This window comes from Streptomyces sp. NPDC087428, assembly GCF_044744085.1.
GTDB lineage: Bacteria > Actinomycetota > Actinomycetes > Streptomycetales > Streptomycetaceae > Streptomyces.
Map to the genome: position 1 here is coordinate 113586 of NZ_JBIUXR010000007.1, position 22441 is coordinate 136026.

The 22441-nt window shown below is 68.2% G+C and carries 17 protein-coding genes and 1 tRNA gene; 6 read left to right on the plus strand and 12 right to left on the minus strand.

What is annotated here, in order from left to right; genetic code table 11:
- From cysS to ACIO3R_RS16530, 3 genes are all read left to right on the plus strand, one after another.
- The gene (gene cysS / locus ACIO3R_RS16520) at positions 1 to 1404 is read left to right on the plus strand and encodes a cysteine--tRNA ligase (RefSeq protein ID WP_385039790.1); all 1404 of its coding nucleotides are present in this window, start codon (positions 1 to 3) and stop codon (positions 1402 to 1404) included.
- An 87-nt stretch (positions 1405 to 1491) separates the two neighbouring features.
- A complete protein-coding gene (gene rlmB / locus ACIO3R_RS16525; RefSeq protein WP_363026621.1) occupies positions 1492 to 2448 on the plus strand; it encodes a 23S rRNA (guanosine(2251)-2'-O)-methyltransferase RlmB in 957 nt (318 codons plus the stop codon).
- A 231-nt stretch (positions 2449 to 2679) separates the two neighbouring features.
- The gene (locus ACIO3R_RS16530) at positions 2680 to 4377 is read left to right on the plus strand and encodes a DoxX family membrane protein (protein WP_385039787.1); all 1698 of its coding nucleotides are present in this window, start codon (positions 2680 to 2682) and stop codon (positions 4375 to 4377) included.
- A 141-nt stretch (positions 4378 to 4518) separates the two neighbouring features.
- Here ACIO3R_RS16530 and ACIO3R_RS16535 read toward each other — a convergent pair whose 3' ends face one another.
- The 4 genes from ACIO3R_RS16535 to ACIO3R_RS16550 all read right to left on the minus strand — a co-directional run bounded on the left by ACIO3R_RS16535 (position 4519) and on the right by ACIO3R_RS16550 (position 7954).
- A complete protein-coding gene (locus ACIO3R_RS16535) occupies positions 4519 to 5229 on the minus strand; it encodes an NDP-sugar synthase (protein ID WP_385039866.1) in 711 nt (236 codons plus the stop codon).
- A 35-nt stretch (positions 5230 to 5264) separates the two neighbouring features.
- Complete coding sequence (locus ACIO3R_RS16540; protein ID WP_363026617.1) at positions 5265 to 5678, minus strand: hypothetical protein; 414 nt, start codon at positions 5676 to 5678, stop codon at positions 5265 to 5267.
- 214 nt (positions 5679 to 5892) lie between these two features.
- The gene (locus ACIO3R_RS16545; protein ID WP_385039863.1) at positions 5893 to 7029 is read right to left on the minus strand and encodes an ABC transporter ATP-binding protein; all 1137 of its coding nucleotides are present in this window, start codon (positions 7027 to 7029) and stop codon (positions 5893 to 5895) included.
- 187 nt (positions 7030 to 7216) lie between these two features.
- Positions 7217 to 7954 carry an SDR family oxidoreductase gene (locus ACIO3R_RS16550; RefSeq protein ID WP_402106231.1) on the minus strand — a complete coding sequence of 246 codons (738 nt, stop codon included), beginning with the start codon at positions 7952 to 7954 and terminating at the stop codon, positions 7217 to 7219.
- Between the two features lie 156 nt (positions 7955 to 8110).
- Here ACIO3R_RS16550 and ACIO3R_RS16555 point away from each other — a divergent pair, with 156 nt between their 5' ends.
- Positions 8111 to 8695 (plus strand): TetR/AcrR family transcriptional regulator, encoded by a 585-nt coding sequence (locus ACIO3R_RS16555; protein ID WP_402106234.1) that lies wholly within the window; start codon positions 8111 to 8113, stop codon positions 8693 to 8695.
- 71 nt (positions 8696 to 8766) lie between these two features.
- Positions 8767 to 8840: transfer RNA gene (locus ACIO3R_RS16560), tRNA-Thr, on the plus strand.
- Positions 8841 to 9750: 910 nt separating this feature from the next.
- On the opposite strand, the gene ACIO3R_RS16565 is transcribed toward ACIO3R_RS16560, so the two are convergent.
- From ACIO3R_RS16565 to ACIO3R_RS16580, 4 genes are all read right to left on the minus strand, one after another.
- Complete coding sequence (locus ACIO3R_RS16565; RefSeq protein ID WP_385039854.1) at positions 9751 to 10140, minus strand: XRE family transcriptional regulator; 390 nt, start codon at positions 10138 to 10140, stop codon at positions 9751 to 9753.
- Between the two features lie 489 nt (positions 10141 to 10629).
- Positions 10630 to 11313: an RES domain-containing protein gene (locus ACIO3R_RS16570; protein ID WP_402106237.1), complete on the minus strand. Its 684-nt coding sequence runs from the start codon at positions 11311 to 11313 to the stop codon at positions 10630 to 10632.
- A gap of 259 nt (positions 11314 to 11572) precedes the next feature.
- The gene (locus ACIO3R_RS16575; protein WP_402106239.1) at positions 11573 to 13870 is read right to left on the minus strand and encodes a WD40 repeat domain-containing protein; all 2298 of its coding nucleotides are present in this window, start codon (positions 13868 to 13870) and stop codon (positions 11573 to 11575) included.
- Positions 13863 to 15893, minus strand: a complete 2031-nt coding sequence (locus tag ACIO3R_RS16580; RefSeq protein WP_402106242.1) for an AAA family ATPase — start codon at positions 15891 to 15893, stop codon at positions 13863 to 13865. Before ACIO3R_RS16580 ends, ACIO3R_RS16575 begins: the two co-directional genes overlap by 8 nt.
- 162 nt (positions 15894 to 16055) lie before the next feature.
- Here ACIO3R_RS16580 and ACIO3R_RS16585 point away from each other — a divergent pair, with 162 nt between their 5' ends.
- Positions 16056 to 17489, plus strand: coding sequence for an esterase/lipase family protein (locus tag ACIO3R_RS16585; protein ID WP_402106245.1), 1434 nt, complete (start codon positions 16056 to 16058; stop codon positions 17487 to 17489).
- Positions 17490 to 17851: 362 nt separating this feature from the next.
- On the opposite strand, the gene ACIO3R_RS16590 is transcribed toward ACIO3R_RS16585, so the two are convergent.
- The 4 genes from ACIO3R_RS16590 to ACIO3R_RS16605 all read right to left on the minus strand — a co-directional run bounded on the left by ACIO3R_RS16590 (position 17852) and on the right by ACIO3R_RS16605 (position 22258).
- Positions 17852 to 19054, minus strand: coding sequence for an ABC transporter permease (locus tag ACIO3R_RS16590; RefSeq protein ID WP_402106247.1), 1203 nt, complete (start codon positions 19052 to 19054; stop codon positions 17852 to 17854).
- 77 nt (positions 19055 to 19131) lie between these two features.
- Complete coding sequence (locus ACIO3R_RS16595) at positions 19132 to 19899, minus strand: ABC transporter ATP-binding protein (RefSeq protein WP_402106250.1); 768 nt, start codon at positions 19897 to 19899, stop codon at positions 19132 to 19134.
- Positions 19896 to 21353 (minus strand): peptidoglycan-binding protein, encoded by a 1458-nt coding sequence (locus ACIO3R_RS16600; RefSeq protein ID WP_402106252.1) that lies wholly within the window; start codon positions 21351 to 21353, stop codon positions 19896 to 19898. The genes ACIO3R_RS16595 and ACIO3R_RS16600 overlap by 4 nt, the downstream gene beginning before the upstream one ends.
- On the minus strand, positions 21350 to 22258 hold the full coding sequence (locus ACIO3R_RS16605) for a hypothetical protein (RefSeq protein WP_402106255.1): 909 nt from the start codon (positions 22256 to 22258) through the stop codon (positions 21350 to 21352). Before ACIO3R_RS16605 ends, ACIO3R_RS16600 begins: the two co-directional genes overlap by 4 nt.
- Between the last annotated feature and the right edge of the window lie 183 nt (positions 22259 to 22441).

Genomic DNA, 22441 nt, shown 5'->3' on the forward strand with positions numbered 1-22441 from the left:
GTGACTATTCGCCTGTACGACACCAGCGCCCGGCAGATCCGTGACTTCGTCCCGCTCACAGCGGGCTGTGTCTCGATCTACCTCTGTGGCGCCACTGTCCAGGCCGCCCCGCACATCGGGCACATCAGGTCCGGACTGAACTTCGACATCATGCGCCGCTGGTTCGAGCACCGCGGGTACGACGTGACGTTCGTCCGGAACGTCACCGACATCGACGACAAGATCATCACGAAGTCGGCCGAGCAGGGCCGCCCGTGGTGGGCCATCGGCTACGAGAACGAGCGCGCGTTCAACGCCGGCTACGACGCGCTGGGCTGCCTCCCGCCCACGTACGAGCCGCGTGCCACCGGCCACATCACCGAGATGATCGAGATGATGCGGGGCCTCATCGAGCGCGGCCACGCCTACGCCTCCGACGGCAACGTCTACTTCGACGTGCGCTCGTTCCCCGGTTACCTGTCCCTCTCCAACCAGGACCTCGACGATCTGCGCCAGCCCTCCGGCGACGGCGAGACCGGCAAGCGCGACCAGCGCGACTTCGCCATGTGGAAGGCGTCCAAGCCCGGCGAGCCCAGCTGGGAGACGCCCTGGGGCCGCGGCCGCCCCGGCTGGCACCTGGAGTGCTCCGCCATGGCGCACAAGTACCTCGGCACCGCCTTCGACATCCACGGCGGCGGCATCGACCTGATCTTCCCGCACCACGAGAACGAGATCGCCCAGGCCAAGGGCTTCGGCGACGCGTTCGCGAAGTACTGGGTGCACAACGGCTGGGTCACCATGTCCGGCGAGAAGATGTCGAAGTCGCTCGGCAACTCCGTGCTCGTCAGCGAGATGGTCAAGGCCTGGCGCCCCATCGTGCTGCGCTACTACCTCGGCACCCCGCACTACCGGTCCATGATCGAGTACAGCGAGGAGGCCCTGCGCGAGGCCGAGTCCGCGTTCGCCCGGATCGAGGGCTTCGTCCAGCGCGTCACCGAGAAGGCCGGCGAGACGGTCGCCCCGGCCACCGAGGTGCCGCCCGCCTTCGCCGAGGCGATGGACGACGACCTGGGCGTCCCGCAGGCCCTCGCGATCGTCCACACCACGGTCCGCCAGGGCAACTCGGCCCTCGCCGCCGACGACAAGGAAGCCGCGGTCGCACGCCTGGCCGAGGTCCGTGCCATGCTCGGGGTACTCGGCCTCGACCCGCTCGACGACCACTGGGCCGGTGAGAGCGACCGCGGCGACGACCTCCACGGCGTCGTCGACACCCTCGTACGGCTCGTCCTCGACCAGCGCCAGTCCGCACGCGAGCGCAAGGACTGGACGGCGGCCGACGCCATCCGCGACCAGCTCAACCAGTCCGGGCTCGTCATCGAGGACAGCCCGGCCGGACCACGGTGGACACTCGGCCCGCGCCAGTAGTCCTCCCGAGTGCCGCCCGGCCCGCCGGGCGGCACACTTTCACTTACGTACACGTACGCACGTCTGAAGCAACGAAACAGGTAGGTCATGGCCGGGAACAGCCAGCGCAGGAACCGCCGCACGTCCAACAAGAAGGGCATGCAGGTCGGCAGCGGTGGTCAGCGACGCCGTGGTCTCGAAGGCAGGGGACCGACGCCGCCCGCCGAGGACCGCAAGAAGCACAAGAAGAACCGCATCGCGACCGCCAAGGCCAAGCAGGCCGCCAACCGCCGACCCGCGCCCCGGCGCGGCGGCGTCAAGGGCACCTCCGAGATGGTCGTCGGCCGCAACCCGGTCTTCGAGGCGCTGCGCGACGGCGTCCCCGCCACCACCCTGTACGTCCAGCAGTACATCGACAACGACGAGCGGGTCCGCGAGGCCCTCCAGCTCGCCGGCCAGCGCGGCAACATCAACCTGATGGAGGCCCCGCGCCCCGAGCTCGACCGGATGACGAACGGCCTGAACCACCAGGGCCTCGTCCTCCAGGTCCCGCCGTACCAGTACGCGGAACCGCAGGACCTCACCGCCGCCGCGTACGACAACGGCGAGGACCCGCTGATCGTCGCCCTCGACGGCGTCACCGACCCGCGCAACCTCGGTGCCATCGTCCGCTCCGTCTCCGCGTTCGGCGGCCACGGTGTGGTCGTGCCCGAGCGCCGTGCCGCCGGAATGACCGCCGGAGCCTGGAAGTCCTCCGCCGGGACCGCCGCCCGCACCCCGGTCTCCAGGGTCACCAACCTGACCCGTGCGCTGGAGGCGTACAAGAAGGAAGGCATCACCGTCGTCGGCCTGGCCGCCGACGGCGAGCACACCGTCGAGGACCTCGAAGCGCTCGGCGGCCCCGTCGTCATCGTCATCGGCAGCGAGGGCAAGGGCCTCGGCCGCCTCGTCGGCGAGACCTGCGACTACCGGGTCCGCATCTCGATGCCCGGTGGCGCCGAGTCCCTGAACGCCGGTGTCGCGGCCGGCATCGTGATGTACGAGGTCGCCCGCCGCCGCGCCTGAGTCCGCCGGTGCCCGAGGGGCCGCCGGGTGGCCCTCGGGCGCCCGGCAGGACCACCCGCACGGGCGGCGGCCGACGGAGGAGACGCCCGGCGCCCGCTGCCCCGGACGGCCCTCTCGGGGGGCGCGTCCGGCTGCGCGTACGCCCCTGCGCACCCCGCCACTACCGGTTGACGGGCCTCGGACACTTCGACACGGTCAAGGCAGTGTCCTAAACACACATCACTCGGTTAGATGAGTGTGGACACCAGAACGCCTCGGTTCGACGAACAACCCGCCCTGAGCATGACCAAGGTGGACTGCGACCCTGCGCAGGTCATCGTCAACCACGCCAGCTTCCGGGTGCAGCTCGCACCCGGTCAGCGCGCACGGCTGCGCGGTGTGACCCCCGCCGGTGCGCCCAGGATCCCTGTCATGAGCGGCCCCGGAGCGGGGCGCGGCCGACGCGCCCCCGTCGTGTGGAGCGGCAGGTCCGCCCCCGGCGACCCCGGCGCCACCGGACTGCTCCAGGCCGTACGGAACTCCACCGCGGGCCGTCCCGGTGTCACGGGCCACCCCGACACCGCGTACGACCCCTACGAGCCGTACGCCTCGTACGAGCACGGAGGCGGCACCCAGGTCATCCCCCGTCTCGAAGAGACCCAGCCCACCCCCGTCATCGGCGGCTCCCGGCCCGGCGGGCCGCTGCTGCCGCCGATGCGGCAGGCGGTCGGCGCCTTCGACCCCGTCGAGAGCGGACCCGGACGGTACGCCGCGGACGGGTACGGCCCGGACGGACACGGACGGGACGGTGCGGGCGAATACGACCCGGACGGTGACGACGCGTTCGACGTCACCGACACCCGCGACCGCGGCCAGGCCACCGAATCGGTCCGGCACGCGTACTACCCCGACCGCCGGATGAATCTCGGCGTCGTCCTCCTGCCCATGCGGGTCTTCCTCGGCTTCATCTCGATCTACGCCGGCATGGGCAAGCTCTGCGACCCCGTCTACTTCGACGGCGGCGACCGCGGCTCCATGGTCAAGTGGCTGACCTCGCTGCACCCCTGGGCCCTCGCGGAGCCGCTGCGCGACTTCGCGCTCTCCCACCCGGTCGGCGCCGGACTCAGCATCGCCTTCCTCCAGGTCGTCGTCGGGGTCCTCACCGTCCTCGGCCTCTGGCAGCGCGTCGCCGCCTCGGTCGGCGCACTCCTCTCCGCCGCGCTCCTGGTCACCGTCAGCTGGCGCACCGTCCCCGTCTACGACGCGCCGGACATCATCTACCTCGCCGCCTGGAGCCCCCTGGTCATCGCGGGCGCCCCCGTCTACTCCGCCGACGGACGCCTCGCCGGAGAGGCCTGGCGCAAGCTGGGCCCCCGCTCCGAGATCTGGGACCTCCGCCGCCGCGTGCTGCGCCGCGGCGCGGTCGTCGCCGCGGTCGTCGTCGGCCTCACCCTGCTCATCGGCTCCGTGCTCGGCGGCGCCGTCCGCTCCTCCGGGGTCGTCACCGTCCCCGGGCCCAACGGGGTCCCGACCAACCAGCTCCCCGGCTCCCCGCTCCCCGAGAAGTCCCGCAGCGGCGGCAAGGCCTCGCAGACCCCGGCCGGACAGCAGCCCGCCCCGTCCCGCAGCACCGCCCCCCGTACCCCGTCCGCCCCGGCCTCCGCGCCTGCCACGGGCACCGTCCGGGAGTCGGGCCAGGCAACGGCCGGCACGGGCCGGCCCAGCGCCACCCAGGGCACGGGCCAGCAGCCCCCGCGGCAGACGACGCCCCAGCAGCCCCCGTCCACCAGTGCCGGCCCCAGCTCCTCCGGCCCCGCCGGAAGCCCCGGGGGCAGCTCCGGAGGAGGCTCCACGGCGGGCGGCTCCGACCCCGGCGCCGGCTCCACCGGCTCCACGGACGGCTCCGGCGGCGGAAGCGGCAAGAACCCCATCGGCGGCCTCCTGGGCTGACCGGGCCCACCGCACACACACGCGAGAGGGGCGAGCGCCGGAGAGTGATCCGGTGCCCGCCCCTTTCGCGTGTGTGCGGTGGGCGAATCCGTTGTGCGGGGGAGGAGGGAGGAGAAGGGCAGGCGGGCGGCCCCCGGCGGCTTACCGCCCGTTCAGCTCCTTCGCCGCCTCCGTCAGGTCCTTGGCGGTGTCGATGGCCCGCCAGTACGCCCCGTGCGGCAACGGGTACCCGGCCAGCCTGCGCTCCCGGGCCAGGCGGGGGAACGTCGTCCGCTCGTGATCACCGCGGTCCGGCAGCATCGCCGTGAACGCCGGGGAGAACACGTACACCCCCGCATTGATCAGATACGGCGACGGCGGCGACTCGATGAAGTCGGTGATGTGCCCGAACGCGTCCGTCTCCACTGCGCCCCACGGAATCCGGGGACGGGCCAGCGCCAGCGTCGCGGTCGCATCACGCTCCGCGTGGAACGCGGCCATCTCACGCAACGAGAAGCGCGTCCAGATATCACCATTGGTGGCGTACCAGGGCTGCTCCGGATCGGGCAGCCGGGCCGCCGCGTACTTCAGCCCGCCGCCGCGGCCCAGCGGTTCGGACTCCACCACCGTCGTGACGCGCAGCGGCAGCACCGCCGCGTCCAGCCACTCCTGGAGCACCTCGGCCAGATGCCCGCACGACACCACGGCATCGGTCACGCCCTCGGCGGCCAGCCAGGAAAGCTGATGGCCGATGATCGGAGTCCCGGTACCCGGGATCTCGACCATCGGCTTGGGGCGGTCATCGGTGTACGGGCGCAGCCGCGATCCCTGGCCACCTGCCAGGATCACGGCCTGCGTCGGAAACGTATGCATGTCAGGCACGATATGCCGTGCCTGTGCGGGACCGGTCAGCTGAACTGCGCGACACCCGAGGCGAACGACGTGTCGCAGACGGGGCGCGAGAACCGGTGTGCGCGGGTCGGGCCGTACTGCTCGACCGCTGCCTTGCCCAGGGCCTTCGCGATCGACATGCAGTGCCTCGCGAGCGACGGACGCCCCTCGACGGCGCGCTGGAGGTCCGTCAACGCGACGGCGGGGTCCTTCTCCCGGAGCTCCAGGAGAAGCCTGTCGCGCAGGATGTCCTGCGAGGTGCGCGGCTTGGCACGCTTGGAGACGGCATGGGCGGATGCGGTCAGCACCTGCGAATCGGAGTTGTGAGCTGCCCACGGCACGCGGGTGACCGCGAGGGTCCCGGACAGGACCATGACGACAGGCAGTACGAGAGCGAGGGTTCGGCCGATGCGGCGCGCGGAGTGGGTCACGCAGTGAGCGTAGCGGGCAGTGATGAATCGACGACATTACGTCACTCTCGCGAGGGATGGTTCGAGAGTGTTTTTCGAATCCCGCGTTGACGAACCGGAGCGAAATGACCGTTGTGCCGGGGAATTTGGCGTCCGCTGGCCAAACCCCCGGAACGCGCGTCGGCCCCGCACGGAGAACGTGCGGGGCCGACGTCGTACAGCGGGCGGTGCGAAATCAGTCGGTGAGACGCTCGCCGGTCGAGCTCGCGAAGACGTGCAGCTCGTCCGGGCGGGGCACGACGTGCAGCTTGGTGCCCTTCTCCGGGACCGCGCGGCCGCCGACGCGGACGACGAGGTCCTTGTCCTGCTCGCCGACCTGGGCGGAGCCGTAGACGAAGCCGTCGGCGCCGAGCTCCTCGACGACGTTGACCGAGACGGCCAGGCCGGCCGGGGCGTCGGCGGAGTCCTTGGTGAGGGACTTCGCGGCGGCGCCGCCGTGCTCGACGATGTCGAAGTGCTCGGGGCGGATGCCGACCGTGACGGTCGTGTCGCCGCGGTCGGCGGCGGCGGTGAGCGCGGCACGGGAGACCGGGACGACGCTGTTGCCGAACTTCACGCCACCGTCGGTGATCGGGACCTCGATCAGGTTCATCGCCGGGGAGCCGATGAAGCCGGCCACGAAGAGGTTCGCCGGCTTGTCGTACATGTTGCGCGGCGAGTCGACCTGCTGGAGCAGACCGTCCTTGAGGACCGCGACGCGGTCACCCATGGTCAGGGCCTCGACCTGGTCGTGGGTGACGTAGACGGTCGTGATGCCCAGGCGGCGCTGGAGCGAGGCGATCTGCGTACGGGTGGAGACACGGAGCTTGGCGTCGAGGTTCGACAGCGGCTCGTCCATGAGGAAGACCTGCGGCTCACGGACGATGGCGCGGCCCATCGCGACACGCTGACGCTGACCACCGGAGAGCGCCTTCGGCTTGCGGTCCAGGTAGTCGGTGAGGTCCAGCATCTTGGCGGCCTCTTCGACCTTCGCCCGGATCTCGGTCTTGTTGATACCGGCGATCTTCAGCGCGAAGCCCATGTTGTCCGCGACGGACATGTGCGGGTAGAGCGCGTAGTTCTGGAACACCATCGCGATGTCCCGGTCCTTCGGCGGCAGGTGCGTGACGTCGCGGTCACCGATGCGGATCGCGCCGCCGTTGACGTCCTCAAGACCCGCGAGCATGCGCAGGGAGGTCGACTTGCCACAACCGGAGGGACCGACGAGGACGAGGAACTCGCCGTCCTCGATGTCGATCTCGAGCTGGTCAACCGCGGGCTTCGTGGAGCCGGGGTATACGCGGGACGCCTTGTCGAACGTGACACTGGCCATGCTGATGCTTCTCCTTCACCGGCAGGAACGTGCCGGACGATCCGTTGTAAGGGAGTGGTCTGGTCCACTTGAGTGAACCTTCAGCGACGCTACCTGGCCATTTCGAATCTGTCAGTAGTTCTTGGGCCATGAATATCCCCCGGCAAGATCAGGCGGGATCGGGGCGACGGGCCCCTGCGGACAGCCCTTAGTCCTGCGCGGTGGGGCGGACGACGATGTCGCCGACGTCGACGCCGTCCGGCTGCTCGACGGCGAAGGCGATCGCACGGGCCACCGCCTCCGGCGGGATCGCGATCTTCTCCATCCGGTCGGCGACCTGGGCCCGGATCCCGGGGTCCGTCAGGGAGTCCGCGAACTCCGTACGGACGAAGCCCGGCGAGACGACGGTGACGCGCAGACTGTCGCCGGCCTCCTGGCGCAGCCCCTCGGAGATGGTGCGGACGGCGTTCTTCGTGCCGGCGTAGACCGCCTGGAGGGGGACGATGCGCAGCCCGGCGGTGGAGACCGTGTTGACGAAGTGGCCGAAGCCCTGCTCCCGGAACACGGGCAGTGCGGCGGCGATCCCGTACAGCACGCCCTTGAGGTTGACGTCGATCATCTCCTCCCATTCCTCGACGCGGAGGTCGTCGAGAGGGGAGATCGGGCCGATGCCGGCATTGCTGACGAGGACGTCGAGCTTGCCGAACCGTTCGCGGGCCAGGGTGACGAGGCCGGTCAGATCCGCGCGCTTCTTCACATCCGTACAAGCCCAGGCCGCTTCTCCGCCGGCTTCCTCGATACGGGCGGCCAGGGCCGCCAGGCGCTCCGGACGGCGTGCTCCTAGGACGACCTTCGCGCCGCGCGAGGCGAGCAGGAGTGCTGTCGCTTCACCGATGCCGCTGCTGGCGCCGGTGATGGCCACGACCTTGCCTTCGATTCCCGACATGATCGGCAGTCCTTCCAGAAGGGGGCTAGGGCAGGCCGGGGCCGTTGCCCCGGTGCGTTGCCCTAGAGTGAAAGTGGAGGCGCCGCCACTTCCATCACAGTAAGTGGAGTCGTCTCCACTTAGCAAACGAAGAGCGAGAGTGAGGGAGCGCCGTTGATGTCCCCAGCCGCAGAACGCCCGCTGAGGGCCGACGCACAACGCAACCGGGACAAGATCCTGGCCGCGGCGGTCCGCGTGTTCACCGAGGAGGGGCTGGACGCGCACTTCGAGCGCGTGGCCCGGGAGGCGGGCGTGGGCACCGGCACCCTCTACCGCAACTTCCCCACCCGGGAGGCCCTGATCGAGGCGGCGTACCGCAACGAGGTGTCCCGCCTGTGCGACTCCGTCCCCACGCTCCTGGCGGCCATGGACCCCGGCGAGGCGCTGCACGCCTGGACGCGCGGCTTCATCGACTACGCCACCGCCAAACGCGGCATGGCCGAGGCGCTCCGCGCGGTCGTCGCCTCCGGTGCCAACCCCTACGCCGACAGCCACCGGATGATCCAGGACGCCCTGTCGTCCCTCATGGACGCCGCCACCGCGGCCGGTGTGATCCGGACCGACATCAGCGCGACCGACATGTTCGCCGCCCTCGCCGGAATCGCCCTCTCCTCGGGCGGCCCCGAGCAGCGTGAACAGGCCGAACGCCTCCTTGACCTCACCCTGGACGGATTGCGATCCGTGCCCCGTGAGCAGGGGTGAAACTTCGTGGATGGGCGAGAGGGGCGCTGTGTAGAGTGAGGGCTCGCGCGCGTGCCTTCGGCGTGCGCGGTGCCTCCTTAGCTCAGTTGGCCAGAGCAACGCACTTGTAATGCGTAGGTCATCGGTTCGAATCCGATAGGGGGCTCTGTGGAACCGCGGGTCGCATGGCATGTGACCCGCGGTTTTCCATTTTTGTGATCTTCGTCCTGCTGGTGCGTGTCAGCCCAGAGGACTCGTCGGGCGGCCACTGGTGGCCGAACGTGCAAACGGCGTGCAGCGTTGGTGGCCGAGTGCGTAGACGGGGGTGGGTCGTCGGCGGTCTGGTCGTTGTTCCATCACGTCGTCGGCAAGCTCGCCGCCGATGAGGGCCAGTACCTCTGAAGTCGTGCGCCAAGGAGACAGGCTGCGCGTCTCCGCATCGCTGCCAGGGGTTCTTCCACGTGCTCAGGCATATGGATGCAGGATCTCACTCGACCGCGGCGGCAGCGTCCGGAGCACGAAGCGGTGTCTCGGCAAGCCAGCGCCTGCAGGAGATCGTGTGTATGGCCCGCCCGAGGCTGGCTCGGAGGCCGCCGGGGAGCCGCGTTCCGTACCGGCGGCGCACGTTAGGGCTGCTTTGTAGTCCTGGCCCGGACACCAGCAATGACATCTGTCGTACCCCGCACGTCCAGGCACTCCCATGGATCGCGGTATGCAGCAGGAAGAGGATGCTGCACAACGCCTGCCGGCCCAGCACTTTCGGCCGATCGGTCACCAACTTCGGCCCTGGCCCAGGCACAACAGTTGGTTCACGAACACAGTTCATCTGAAAGGATCCAAGTACGTGACCCTCTCTTTCCCCCGATCAAGTCACCGATCAACCAGGCTGGCAGCCGAATTCGCACGCGTCTGTTAGGACCCTGCTCGTCACAGGCGTTAGTGGCAGGTGGCTGGGGGTATGGGCCCCGCCCCAGGGGTATGGCGACGGTGGCATTCGCGTCTGCGGCCTGAGATGGGTACCGAACGGCGTGGAGTTGCCGGATGGCGAGGCAGGGGCGGCGCTTGTCAGGAAGGGCTCACAGGTCACCGCGCTGGAAGGAACGTGCCGCGCCCATGACTTCCTTGAAGCGCCCCTCGGCGATTGCCTCGATGGGGGAGTCGTCCTCAAGCTGCGGATTCATGCCCATCATCCAGGCGCGGGCGATGTGCTCGTTCTCACAGCGGGCGATAAAGGCGAAGATTTGGCAGGCGGCAAGCATCCGGTTCTCGGAATCGATGCGCGGCGTGTTTTGCTGGCGGACCCACCGACCTACTTGCTTGGGGTCGTCCACGCCTGCGATGAGGGCGGCAACCCGCTGGCTGAACGTGTCCTGAAGGAAGCCGGCCATCTGGGCCGGTGTTCGCTTGGTGGCCTCGCGAAGTGCGTGGGCTTCGGCCTCTGCGGCTGTCTCTCGCTGAGTTTTCATGGTCTCCTCGGTTCCTCGCTGGCCCGTGGGTGGCAGCGAAGGGTGCAGCACGCTCTAGCGCGCTAATGCCTGGGGTGTGGCGGCGGCGGGTCGTTGGCTGCGGCTGCAAGTGATGCCGCGCATGACCTGATCTGGTTGGCCGGCCAGGGGTGCACACCACGTCGGCTGGGAGGAGACGATCGTGTTCGGGTACGTCAGCTGTGCGGCCAGGCGGGGCCGCTGTGGCGACGCCGATAAAAGCCGATCTGTGGACGAACGAAACATCAACATGACTACTCCTCAGTTGAGTTGACTACAGCGTACCCGTTTAAGGGTTCCTTACTCCATACTTTTCCCACCTTGAAACACCCCTAATTCCCACCTGTGGTCATGGTTTGGGCCCCTGAGCAGGATGTTCTTTCAAGTGCAGCAGGTGGTAGAACCGTGACGGCTGCTCGTGTAAGAACCCCGAACGAGCGACCTCACGTACGGCTGGACGACGCAACGCGCTCACCGGATGGTCAGCTCGTACTCGTTGGCGACCTCTCGCAGATCCCGATCCTCCAGCTTGATCGGTCGCCGCTCCTCTTCCTTCAGCTCGGTGTCGCGCAGAATCGCCCAGCACTGGTAGCCGGCGTAGCCGGAGCGGTAGGTGATGCCCTGCATCAGCTGATGTCCCTCGTCGTTACGCTGAGCCACTGCCCAGGCTGCGACCTGGCGGGTGATCCGCCGATCTGTGCCCCGCAGGTGCTTGTCCGTCAAGGACCCCTCTACACCGAAAGCCCGAAGGTCGTCGCCCAGAGCGTCGAGGAGCACCTCGCGTGTCGCGTCGGCTTCCAGGTCCAGGAACTGGGCCTGGGGCGAAGCGGTCAGCCTGACCAGGATCCGGTTGCGCCGCCAGCTGGAGGCGATATGGCCCACCGCCATGTGGCCGGTGTTGGGCGGTGTGTTTTCCTGCATCAGGGCGCGCATGCGCGGAGCGACACGGAACTGCTCCAGGGCTTCCGCGTAGCAGCCGGCCGGGGTCGAAGCACAGTACAGAGTTCCGTAGGAGAACAGACTGAACCTGCCGGCAGATGACCCGTCGAAGGTCTCGGGCTCCACCTGGTTGTACTTGACCGCGTCTTGCGACCACCCCAAGCGCCATACACCCTGGTCGGGAGCCCGCGAAAAAGTGACGGGCGGGACTGTCATCGCGTCCGCCTTCCCAGCAGGGCGGGCACATGGGCCCTGAGAGTCGTATGTCCTGCGGCGGCCACACGACGCACTGCCGAACGGCGGTGTCCTAACTCAGCGGTCATCGATCCTCACTCGTGGCTGACGATAGCCAGGAGCCTGTCCTGGCACGGTGAACTAGGAATTCTCTTGCGGCGGCCGGTGTGCTGTCTTGCGGCTCGCGGCAACGGGCGGGGCGCAAGGAGCGGAGTGCTGCCTCACACTTGGCGCTCAGCAGTCAGAGCAGGCGGTGATGCAGCCGCAACGCCATTGATCCCGCCTCTCCGGAGGCCAGCAGGATGGAGGAGGCGACCTGGTGCGGATCCTGCACCGTTTTCAGGTTCACGATCGGGGAGCCGGTGACGATCTGCAGCAGTGGTCGTTCTGTCGTAGTCGTGTCCCATACGTGAATACTCGTCCTTCCCGCGGCGGCAAGAGCGGTGCGTCCAAACGGCAGCCGCACTGAGGTAACCGCGCTGAGCTCGCCGTCGCTGCAGCTCAGCGCGCGTACCGTGTGATGCGTCCGGAGGTTCCACAGTTTCAAGGTGCCGTCCTGTCCGGCGGCCGCGATGAGAGGATCACCGTCATCAGGTGTGACGAAGGCCAGATCATTGATGATGTTCTGATCGCATTTGATGGTGGAGCCGTGCTGCTGAAGGGCGTCGGCGTCCCAGATTCTGATGTTGCCGTCGCTGCCGCCGGAGGCCAGCAAACGGTGCTGGTTGCTCTGGTAGGTGGCTAGACAGCGCACCGAGATTTCGTGGTCGCCGAAGCAGGCTAGTCGTTCACCAGTGGATGGCTGCCAGACACAGACCCTGCCGTCGGATCCGGCGCTCGCGAGAAGATCGCCGTCTGCCGACGGGACGGCCACCAGGGCCCTGATGGGTAGTAGATGACCGGCCATTTCCGGGCTGGTCTGCAGATTGGTCTCGGGGTCGATGCAGATGATGCTGGAGCCGACGGCGGCCGCCAGTACGCGACGCCTGCCGACGAGTGGCCAGGCGAGGGCCGTGACGCGCCGTCCTTTGAGGCGGGTGATCTCCGTACTTGTTGCCAAGTCCTTGATGATGATCCGCGACGCGCGGGCCAGGGCCAACAGGTGCGGGGGTGTGGGAGATACGGCGCTGGCCGTGACCCGGTTCCACGCCTTGGGTTCCTGGCCGAAGGTGGCCTCATCGACGGTCCAACTGCGCACGACGCGGTCCGCACCACCGGACAGTAAGCGACCGGGTCCGCGCTCCGGCAGGTACGTCATGGCGTTCACCGGCGCGGTGTGAGCCTGAAGCATTCCCGGGACCGCCAGCAGGTTCGGCAGCTTCCACAGGCGCAAGGTGCCGTCGCCGGCTGCCGACACGAGAGCAGGCCCGCGCGCGAGGGACACGAGCTGCATGGAAATCACCGGCGTGGGGGCTCCTCCCGCCGAGGCAGCGTCATGACGCGCCGATCGGACGGTGCCTGCGACTTTGAGGTCACACAGTGAGACGGTGCTGTTCTCGTCGCCGACGGCGTAATGGCCAGGTTCCGGCAGGGCCAGCAGAGCGCGGACCCGGCCGCTGTGACGGGAGTGAGGAACTGTGGAGTTGCCATCGAAGCGGTAGACCGTGTCGTCCATGCTCACCAGCAGCTGCGGCCCTGCGTCGGGCGTGTTGATGCTGCATAACAGCGTTGATGAATCAGTGAGTTGACCGATGGGCAGGATCCGTGGCTGAAATGTGCCGACATCGAAGGCTTCGAGGGTGCGGTCGCTGAATGCCGCAACCGCCAACCGGGGATGTCCCTCAGGGTGGTACGTGGTCAGTGAACTGACCCAGGTCTGTTTCCTGTGAGTGATGACTTGATGTGTGAGCTGTCCGTTCTCCTCGCCCACGGCCACCACGCGACCATCAGCGCCCGCGGTGATGAGGAGGCCGCCGTCCAGCGGCAGCAGATGGGTGATGGCCCCTGAGTGAAGGCTGAGCGGTACGTGAACGAGCCGGCCGTCAAAACGCAGTATGCGGAGGGTGCCGACATTGTCGCCTGCCGCCACTGCCGCCGTCCGTGAACGATGTCTGTTGAGGACGGCAAGAGACGTCACTTCGGTAGAGCTCGCGGTCCAGGCGGGGGTGGGCACTGCCCGGTCGCTCCAGAGCGGAGTGATCGGGATGGAGGTGAACGACGGTGCAACTGTTGTCTCCTCCCGCGTCTGTGAGGGCAGGGCCGCCGCATAGCGCGCCAGGCGAAGGCTGGATAGCCGTGACACCGGGCCGATGCCCTGGGTGAAGGGTTCCAGCGTCGCCCAGGCCTGCAGCCAACGGCTTCCCTCGGATTTGTCACCCCCCGCGGCCAGCAGACGCCGAACCTGCGCGCTGCTCTCCCAGGCAAGCAGCGCCAACGGCACGTGATCGTCGTTCAAGACGTGACCCTGCGCCGCGTGTTCCGCCAGATGGCGACGTAGGTAGGGATGCGGCGGCAGAGCCGGATCACCGGGGACCAGCTCGGCTAGTTTCGCGGCGATCTGGCGGTGAATGGCCGCCTGGCCCTCATCAGCGTCAGACACCGCTATCACCGGGATCCAGCAAGCCCGTGTCAGGGCGCAGAAGTTCAGCCGCCAACTCCTCGTGCGCAGGGCGATAGACGCGCCGCTCATCTTCGATGGCCTGAGCGAGATAGCCGCTGAGCCGGCCTCTGAGCAGCTTGGCGATCATCTGATCCCATTCGTCGGGTTCTAGCTGCGCAGGCAGAAGGAACACACCCGCGATGGCCGGCCAGACCTCCCCCCAAGGCACTCCCTGTCCCTTGGCGTAGGCGGAGGCCTTGAGCAGCGCCAGCGCGACGGAAGGAGGAAGACCGTCCTCCTCCACCATCTTCAGGTCCCTTTTCAGAAGCCCACGGATGCCCTGTGTCAGCGTCGCGCGATGCCATTCCTTGTCGCGTGCCAGTGCTACAGGATCTCTCGCGTTGCGCAGTTGGTAACCGGCCAACCGGGCATCGATGAAGGAGGGCCACACCGCGTCGGCTACGAGCGGAAGTTCCTTCACGAGCGCGTCCGCGACGTGGGTCTCTGCGATCAAAGCACTCAGATAGAGCTCCATGTCCTTCTTGCTGACCAAGTTGTCCGTGCGCTCGATCCGCGCAGCCGGAAAGACACGGCGAAGGGCCTGGAGCAGGCTTGCGTCCTCGTCCGTTGTATGGAGCGAGGACGCGTCGGCGGGTTGGCTGGAACGAACGCCGATCAGTAGCCTCACCGCGGGCACCACACCGTTCTCAGGCCGACTGTGACGTGAGACGGGAACCAGAGAACCGCAGAACGGCACGAGGGGAGTCAACACGTCGCTGATGATCCGTTCCTGTTCCTGTGCCTCATCCAGTGCATCCAGCACGATCGTCACTGGATCGCTGGAAGCCTGTACGAAATCTTGGATCTGCTGAGACCACACTGCTACTGGATCGTCAGTGGACGTGACGGGTGCTGGGGCTTCTCCCAAGGCCTCGACCAGGGAGGCAGCGACCTGCTCGGCATCCAGGTTCCGGGCCAGTACGGCTGCGCTGATCGCATTCTCTGGGGGAATGGTGCCCCCGGCAGAGGCGGCCTCGGCAGCTTTGTACAGCGGGTCACGGCGGAACATAGGGTCCGAGAGCGTCACGGCGCGGGCGAGCACCGCCGATTTGCCGCTTCCGGCGCACCCGGTCACCAGTAGGACGCCGCGCTGTGCGTCTGGCCCCAAGAACTGGGCGATCGTCCGGTTGAGGCTTTCGCGTCCGCGGAAGTACCAGCCCGCGTCGCCCTCCGTGGGCCGCCCGGTGGCCCGGTCCAACCAGTACTCCGCGGCCCACGAACCGCGGTGATGCAGGGTGCCTGTCAGCTCCGGCAGCTGCACAAATCCAGGGTTGGGCAGACAGGGAGAGGGCTGATAATTGCCGCCCTGCACCAGGTGGAAAAGCTTGAACTTCTTCTCATCCTGCGGGCTCAGCCCTTGGACGTACTGCGCCATGAATTCCGGGATGCTCAAATGAGGGGACGTGATGCCAGCCGTCCGACGCAGGCGCTCAAGGGCCGACTGTAACAGCGCGGGGAACTGTAAGACCTCGATCTTGGTCGCCAACCCGCAGGTCACCAGCACATCTAACCGAGAAGACACCCGACGGCTGGGCCCGATTTCCTTGTGCACGGCATGCAGATCGTTCTCCATGTTGCCTGCGAAGCACGTGTTGACGATGACCAGGACGTTCTTCGCATGCGAGTCCAAGGCCGCGGCCACCACGTCCGCCGTGCGCACTGCTGTAGCCAGGGGACGGCTCGTCGCCGAGTCGGGGAGCCGCAGGAAGTGAGTGTCAGATCTGCCAGGGATGCCGTGTCCGCTGATGAACACGACCAGTGCCTCCGCCTGCAGTTCGCGTACTTTCTCCTGCCGCAGGAAATCCTCGACGTGCTCCCGGTTCCTGAGCTCTTCGGCAGGGCCCACCTGACGGAACGGCTGCCCCGTTCCCGGCGTCTGCCACCACTCGCTGACTACTCGCACCTGTTGATCGATCCCAGCCGCGAACTGTTCACAGTTGTCGTCGTCCGCGTAGTCGCGCACGGCAAGCGTCAGGAGTACCCGCTGGGCTGACGGGTCACCCCCCTGCGCCGGTGTACGCCGGACTTCACTCCCCGTGCGTTGCATGTCACTAGTCTGACAGTCATGAAGCACTCTCGGGGGGAAGTCCGACCCGTTCCCACTCCGCACACCCAACCAGGCCTGATGCCCCGCATCACCCACGACGCCATCGTCATCGTTCCCGGCATCATGGGCAGCGAGCTCTACGACACCGGCGCCCGCACAGTGATCTGGGGCATCGGGACCATGCGCTGGCTCACCGAGGCGTGGCTGCGCCCCAAAGGGCTCGCGTCCCTGCACGTCACACCCGATGAACGCATGGGCGACTACAGCCGTGTTCAGCCTCGTCGTCTGCTGCAGACACCCGTCTGGAGTCCCTTCTTACGTGGCATCGAGCCCTACACCAAGCTTGTTGCCCTCGCCGAGAACACAGCGGCTCACCGTGACGCAGTCATGACCTTCCCTTACGACTGGCGTCTGCCCATCACCGTCAACGCTCGACGTCTCGCCGAAGAGTCCCGCTCACACCTGCAGAACTGGCTCGCTCACCCGGCGCAGACCGCCGCCCGACGGGAGGCCATCGAAGAGAGACCCGCCCGACTCGTCTTCATCGCCCATTCCATGGGCGGACTGGTCACCAACGCGGCACTCACGCTCGGTGGTGACAGCGACTTGGCCTCCGACACTCGCGGCATCCTCACCCTCGGCACGCCCTTCCAGGGTTCCGTCGTCGCCGCCAACATCCTTAACGGGCTCCAAGGTGCACCTCTGCCAATGCCCCACAGTCGGCTGGCTGCCGCCGCGGCCACCATGCCGGCCGTGCACGAACTCCTGCCCCGCTTCCTGTGTCTCGAAGACGGCCAGGACGTACGCCGCCTGGCTCCCGCAGACGTGCAGGAAATCGGCGGTGACAAGGAGCTGTTCACGCGGGCACAGGACTTCTACACAGCTCTCTATGCCCAGCCGCTTCCCAATCAGCAGCCCGTTGTCGGGGTGCGCCAGGACACCGCCCAGTCCCTGACGATTACCCAAGGCGTCGTGCGCGCTTCGGACTACTGCTTCGTCACCAATGCAGACCGTGAGCTCATACGCGACTCCGCGGGAGCGCCACGGCGCATGCCCCTGTGGGGAGACGGTACGGTCCACCGTCTGTCCGCAGCCGTAAGCACCCCCACCATCCCCGTGCCCGCTCAACACGGAGCTCTCGCCAACAACAAAAGAGCACTCCTCCTCGTCGAAGACTTCCTTCTCGACCACGACGCGTTGATCCGTGGACCGGAGCAGGGCGACGACGGCATAGGCCTGAACGTTCCCGACTTCGTGACCCCCAATTCCACTTGGGAATGCGTTATCACTGGAACCGACGATCCTGCTGCGGTGGAGTGCAGCATCGCCGCAGCTGACGGAAGCTGGACCCGCGAGCAGTTCTCGTTCGACGTTGACTGCGACGAACGTCTCAGCACTCGGATCAGCCTGCCTGACGTCGGGTTGTACAGAGTTACCGTCAAAGCTGACTACGGCCCCGAAGTGACTCAGCTCATTTTTGCCGGGCCAGATGATCTGTCTCCTGAAAGCTAACCTGGCTCTCTTTGGTGACGGCTCGTCAGAACGACTCCGTCTCCGGGGCCAGGCCGATGCCGAACGCGGTCACCCCACGAGACCGAAGGTGTGCTGTCCGCCGTGAGCTGGGCGCACGGTGCGGGGCTCCTTAGTCGGACGCAGTGGCGCGCGGTCCGGGCCGCGCACGTCTGATCAGGCACGACATCACCCGCTGGCACTACACGGCAGTCGGCGGCATGGTCGCTCACGGTCCTGTAATGCGTAGGTCATCGGTTCGAATCCGATAGGGGGCTCCGGCGAAGTCCAGGTCACCCAGCCCGTGACCTGGACTTTTTCCTGTGCCGGGGGCGTAGCGCGGAAGAGCCGTCCTCCGGCTCCCCTCAGGAGGGTGCGCGCAGTGCGTCGACCGGTTCCATGCGGGCGGCGCGCAGTGACGGGTAGAGGCCGGCGAGCAGGCCGACGAGGGCTCCGGCCACGGGGGCGCCGAAGGCGAGGCTCAGGTCGAGTACCGGGGTCCACTGTTTGAAGACGGCGACGCACACCACGACGGCGATGCCCAGGGCCGCGCCCACGATGCCGCCGAGCAGACCGATCGTCGTCGACTCGAGGAGGAACTGGCCGGCCACCTGTCGTCTGGACGCGCCCAGCGCGCGGCGCAGGCCGATTTCGCCGACCCGTTCCATCACCGTCACCAGGGTGACGTTGGCGATGCCGATCGCGCCGACCACGAGGGAGACCAGGCCGAGGACGAGGAAGAGGCCGTTGACGTCGCTCTGGACGCCGTCGCGGGCCTTGGACAGGTCGGCCGGGGCGGTGACGGTGAGGGATTTCTCCTGCCCGGGGGACAGGGCGATCGGCGTCTGGCGTGCCACCTGCCGGGCCGCTCCCATCTCGGTGTTGACGAGTACGCGGGTGACGTCGCGCAGGCCGAGGCGGTCCGCGGCGGTGGTGGGCGGGAGCATCACGGCGGTGGACAGGCGCTGCTCACGCTTGATGCCGCCGAGGATGCCGATGACGGTGTACGACTGGCCCTGGAAGAAGATCGCCGGGGAGTCCTGCACCCGGCTGATGCCCAGCAGCCGTGCCGCCTGGTCGCCCAGGACCGCCACCTGGGCGTGCCGGCCGATGTCGCCGGAGTCGTAGAACCGCCCCCCGGCCATCGCGCCGCGTACCCCGGTGGGAAGGTCCGCGGAGGCGGCGACCACGGCCAGGGTCTGGCCGGAGACGTCGCCGGGTGCTTTGACGTCGTTGGACCGTACTTGGATGCTGTTGGTCGCGACGGAGTCGGCGAGGGCGGCGACCGATTCCACCCCGGTCAGCCGTCGGACCGCGTCGGTGCCCGACCAGTCCACCAGGGGTTTGCCGTCCGAACCGTCGGGCGGGGGTGGCACTGTCACGGTCACGGAGGTCGCGGTGAGTGCGTCGAACCGGCCGACGATCTGGTTGCCCGCGGTGGAGGCGACTCCGATGGTGATGACGAGGGTGGCGATGCCGAGCACGGTGCCGAGTGTGGTCAGTGCGGACCGGACCGGGCGGGCGAGGACGCCGGCGAGGGCTTCTGTCCACAGGTCTCTGGGGTCCATCCAGGGGCGTTCGATACGGGCCCCGGCGGCCGGTGCCGGGACCGGGGCCGGGGTCGTCCTCGGTCTGGCCGTGCGTTTCATTCGGCCTCCGGGGTGAGGTGGCCGTCGGTGATGCGGACGCGCTGTCCTGCTCGGCGGCTGACCGTTTCGTCGTGGGTGATCAGGACCAGGGTCATGCCCTGGGCGCACAGGTCGTCGAAGAGTTCCAGTACGGAGAGGGTGTTCTCGCTGTCCAGGTTGCCGGTGGGTTCGTCGCAGAGCAGGAGTGCGGGGTCGCCGATCAAGGCCCTTGCGATGGCGACGCGTTGGCGTTCGCCGCCGGACAGCCGGTCCGGCCGGAAGCCCGACCGGTGTCCGAGGCCCACGCGTTCCAGTGCCTGGCGGGCGCGGGTGAGGCGGGTGCCGCGTGCGCGCCCGGGGCGCGGTTTGCGGTACGCCTCCGCGAGCATGACGTTCTCGTCCACCGTCCGGTAGGGCAGGAGGTGGAAGGACTGGAAGACGAATCCGATCCGGCTGCCGCGCAGCGCGGTGCGTTCGAGGTCACCGAGTCCTGTGGTCTCCACCCCGTCGAGACGGTAGGAGCCCGTGGTGGGCCGGTCGAGCAGCCCGAGGGTGTTGAGCAGGGTCGACTTCCCGGAACCGGACGGTCCGACGATGGACAGGTGCTCGCCGCGCCGCACGGTCAGGTTCACCCCGCGCAGGGCGTGAACGGGCGGGTCGGAGTCGAAGGTCCGCTTCACGTCGGTGAGTTCGATGACGGTGTCCGGGCCGCCGGAGCCGTCCTGCGGTGCGGCACCGACGGTGGGCGTGGCCGTGGTGGTGGCCGGGTCGGGTACGGGGGTCACTCGCCGACCACCACTTGGTCGTCCTGCTTGAGCGTGCTGCCGGATGGCTTCACCTCGACGAGACCCGCTGCGGAGAGTCCTACGGTGACGTGGACGTCACTCACCTTGCCGTCGCGCTCGACCTGCACCCGGGCCTTTCCGTCCGACGAGGTCCGGATCGCGGCGAGCGGCACGACCAGTACCTTGCCGTCCGAGGCGCCGATCTTGATGGTCACCTTCACGGCGGTCTCCGCCTCGTCGGCCAGTTCGCCGGGGTCGGTCACGGAGATCCGCAGCTGGACCGGGGCCGATGTGCCGGTGGCGGAGGCGGTGTCGGTGCCGGTGGCGTCGGCGGCTCCGGTCCCGGTGCTCTGCGAAGTCGTCCCGGCGCTCCCCTCGCTGTCGTCCGTCGTCGTCGAGGGCGCGGCGCCGGCGCCGAGCGCGGACACCGTGCCCTGTGCCTTCTTGCCGTCCGTCGTCGTCAGCTCGACGGCCATGCCTTTCCTCAGCAGTTCGGCGTCCGTGCCGGGGACGGTGGCCTGCACCTCCAGATCGGAGCTGGTGACCGTGCCGATCGGGCCGGACACGGTGTCCCCCGTCTTCACGGTCACCTTGTTCAGCCGTACGGGCAGCTTCGGGAAGAAGACGACCTCGCCGGCCGGGACCTTCGTCCCGTAGGAGGCCTGGAAGGTGCTGAGGGCGGCGTTGGCCAGGTCCAGCGTCTTGCGCGCGGAGCCGAGCTGCAGTTGGTGGACCTGCGCGTCGGTGCTGGACTGCGGGTGCGGTGAACCGGAGCTGCCCTGCGTGCCCGTCTCCGTTCCGCTGTCGCCGGTGGCGGTGAGGAGCGCCTCCTGGGCGGCGGACACCGCCTGTTGCAGCTGGCCCAGTTGCTGCTGGTCGTCCGCGCTCGGCTTCTGTGCTTCGTACCCCGTGCTCGTGTACCAGTTGGTGACTGCCGCCGCGGTGCCCTGGCGGTAGTCGCCGCTGATCGCTCCGGGGTCGAACCCGAGCCGCCGCAACGCACTCTGGAGCTGCTTCACATCGCCGCCGGAGGCGCCCGGTCCCAAGGCGCGGTACATCGGTACGGAACCGCTCAGCGCGAGTACCGGACGGCCGCTGACCGTCATCAGTACGTCGCCCTCCTCGACCTTGGTCCCGGCGACCGGTGCCTTGGTGATCCGCTGCTCCCCCTCGCCGCTCGCGCCGTCGCCCGCCGTCGCCCCGGTGCCCACGGAGCCGGCCAGCGAGAGCGGACGTGGCGAGGCGAACTCGACGGACCCCGTCGCCACCACGGTCGCGGTGAGGGACTGCTGCCGCACCGCTACGGTCACCGGGCCGGCTTTCGGGGCCTGGTGCGCGGCGGCGGCGTCGGCGGGGGAGTGCACCTGTGAACCGGCGAACCAGCCGCCCGCCCCGATCAGGACGACCCCGGCGACCAGGGCGCCCAGTTGTTCACGGCTGCTGAACCGGCTCATGCGCCCTCGCCCCAGTACGGGTGGAGCTTCTCCTTGGGGAAGTACGCGGCCCGGAACTTCTTCCCGCACTCCAGGTCCTTCAGGGAGATGTCGATCTCCTTGGTGAGCAGCGGCAGAGCGGCTTCCTTGCCCATGGTGAAGTGGTTCTCCGGCACGACCTGGGCCAGCCGGACCATGTCGACGATGCCGGTCGGCTGGGTGGTGGCGACCGCGATGCCCTGCCCCTTCAGGCAAGTGGCGAACTCCTGTGCAAGTGCCACCAGTTGGGTGTCCCCGTTGAGCTCAAGACCGTTGGCGCGGTTCTCTTCCTGCCTGTCCTTCCACGCCTTCTCCTCCTCGGCCGCGCTGAGCGCCGGTCCGTTCGCCGCTTCCGACCCCTCGAGTTCGCAGCCGGCGATCTTTTCTTCCGCCTTGGTCTTCGCCGGGGGCCCTGACAGCGCCTCCGAGTACGCCTTCCGCTGGGAGGCGGTGAGCCCCTTCTGGTCCTCGTCGTGCGTGAGCGCCTTTCCCGCCCCTCTTCCCGCCACGTCGGCGTGGGGGGCGTCGGAGCTGTTCGGGTAGACGGCGGTCGAGTAGTTGCCGTACCCGTACTTCTGCCGGGACTTCTTCGCCAGCGCGTAGTCCTCGCCGTCGATCCAGCTTGTACTGGCGCTCTCCGCCGCCACGTGCGGGGTGAAGGTGAATCCCTGCTTCTTCATGCAGGCCGAGATGGCGTTCTGCTCGATGTACTTCTTCTTGGTCGCGTCATCCGCGTCGCCCGGGACGGTGAGCTGTACGGCCCCGTCGGCGTTCTTGGTGCTGCTGTCCGCGGCGTTCGAGGAGGCCGGGTCCGCGCCGGCCTTGTCGCTCGAACCGCCGCAGGCGGCGAGGAGCGGCAGGAGACCCACTGCCAGGGTGGTGGCCACGGAAATACGGACTTTATGCATGATCAGGCCTTTTCTCTTGCCGCGCCGGGACAACGGGAACGGGGACTCGAAGCCGTCGCGTGGTGTGCGGTCATGGCGGTTGATCCTGAGCGCACGGTGTGATGGGAGCCGGTCCGGAGTGTGATGAAACGGCAACAGCCGCTCCGCCGAAGGCGCGGCCCG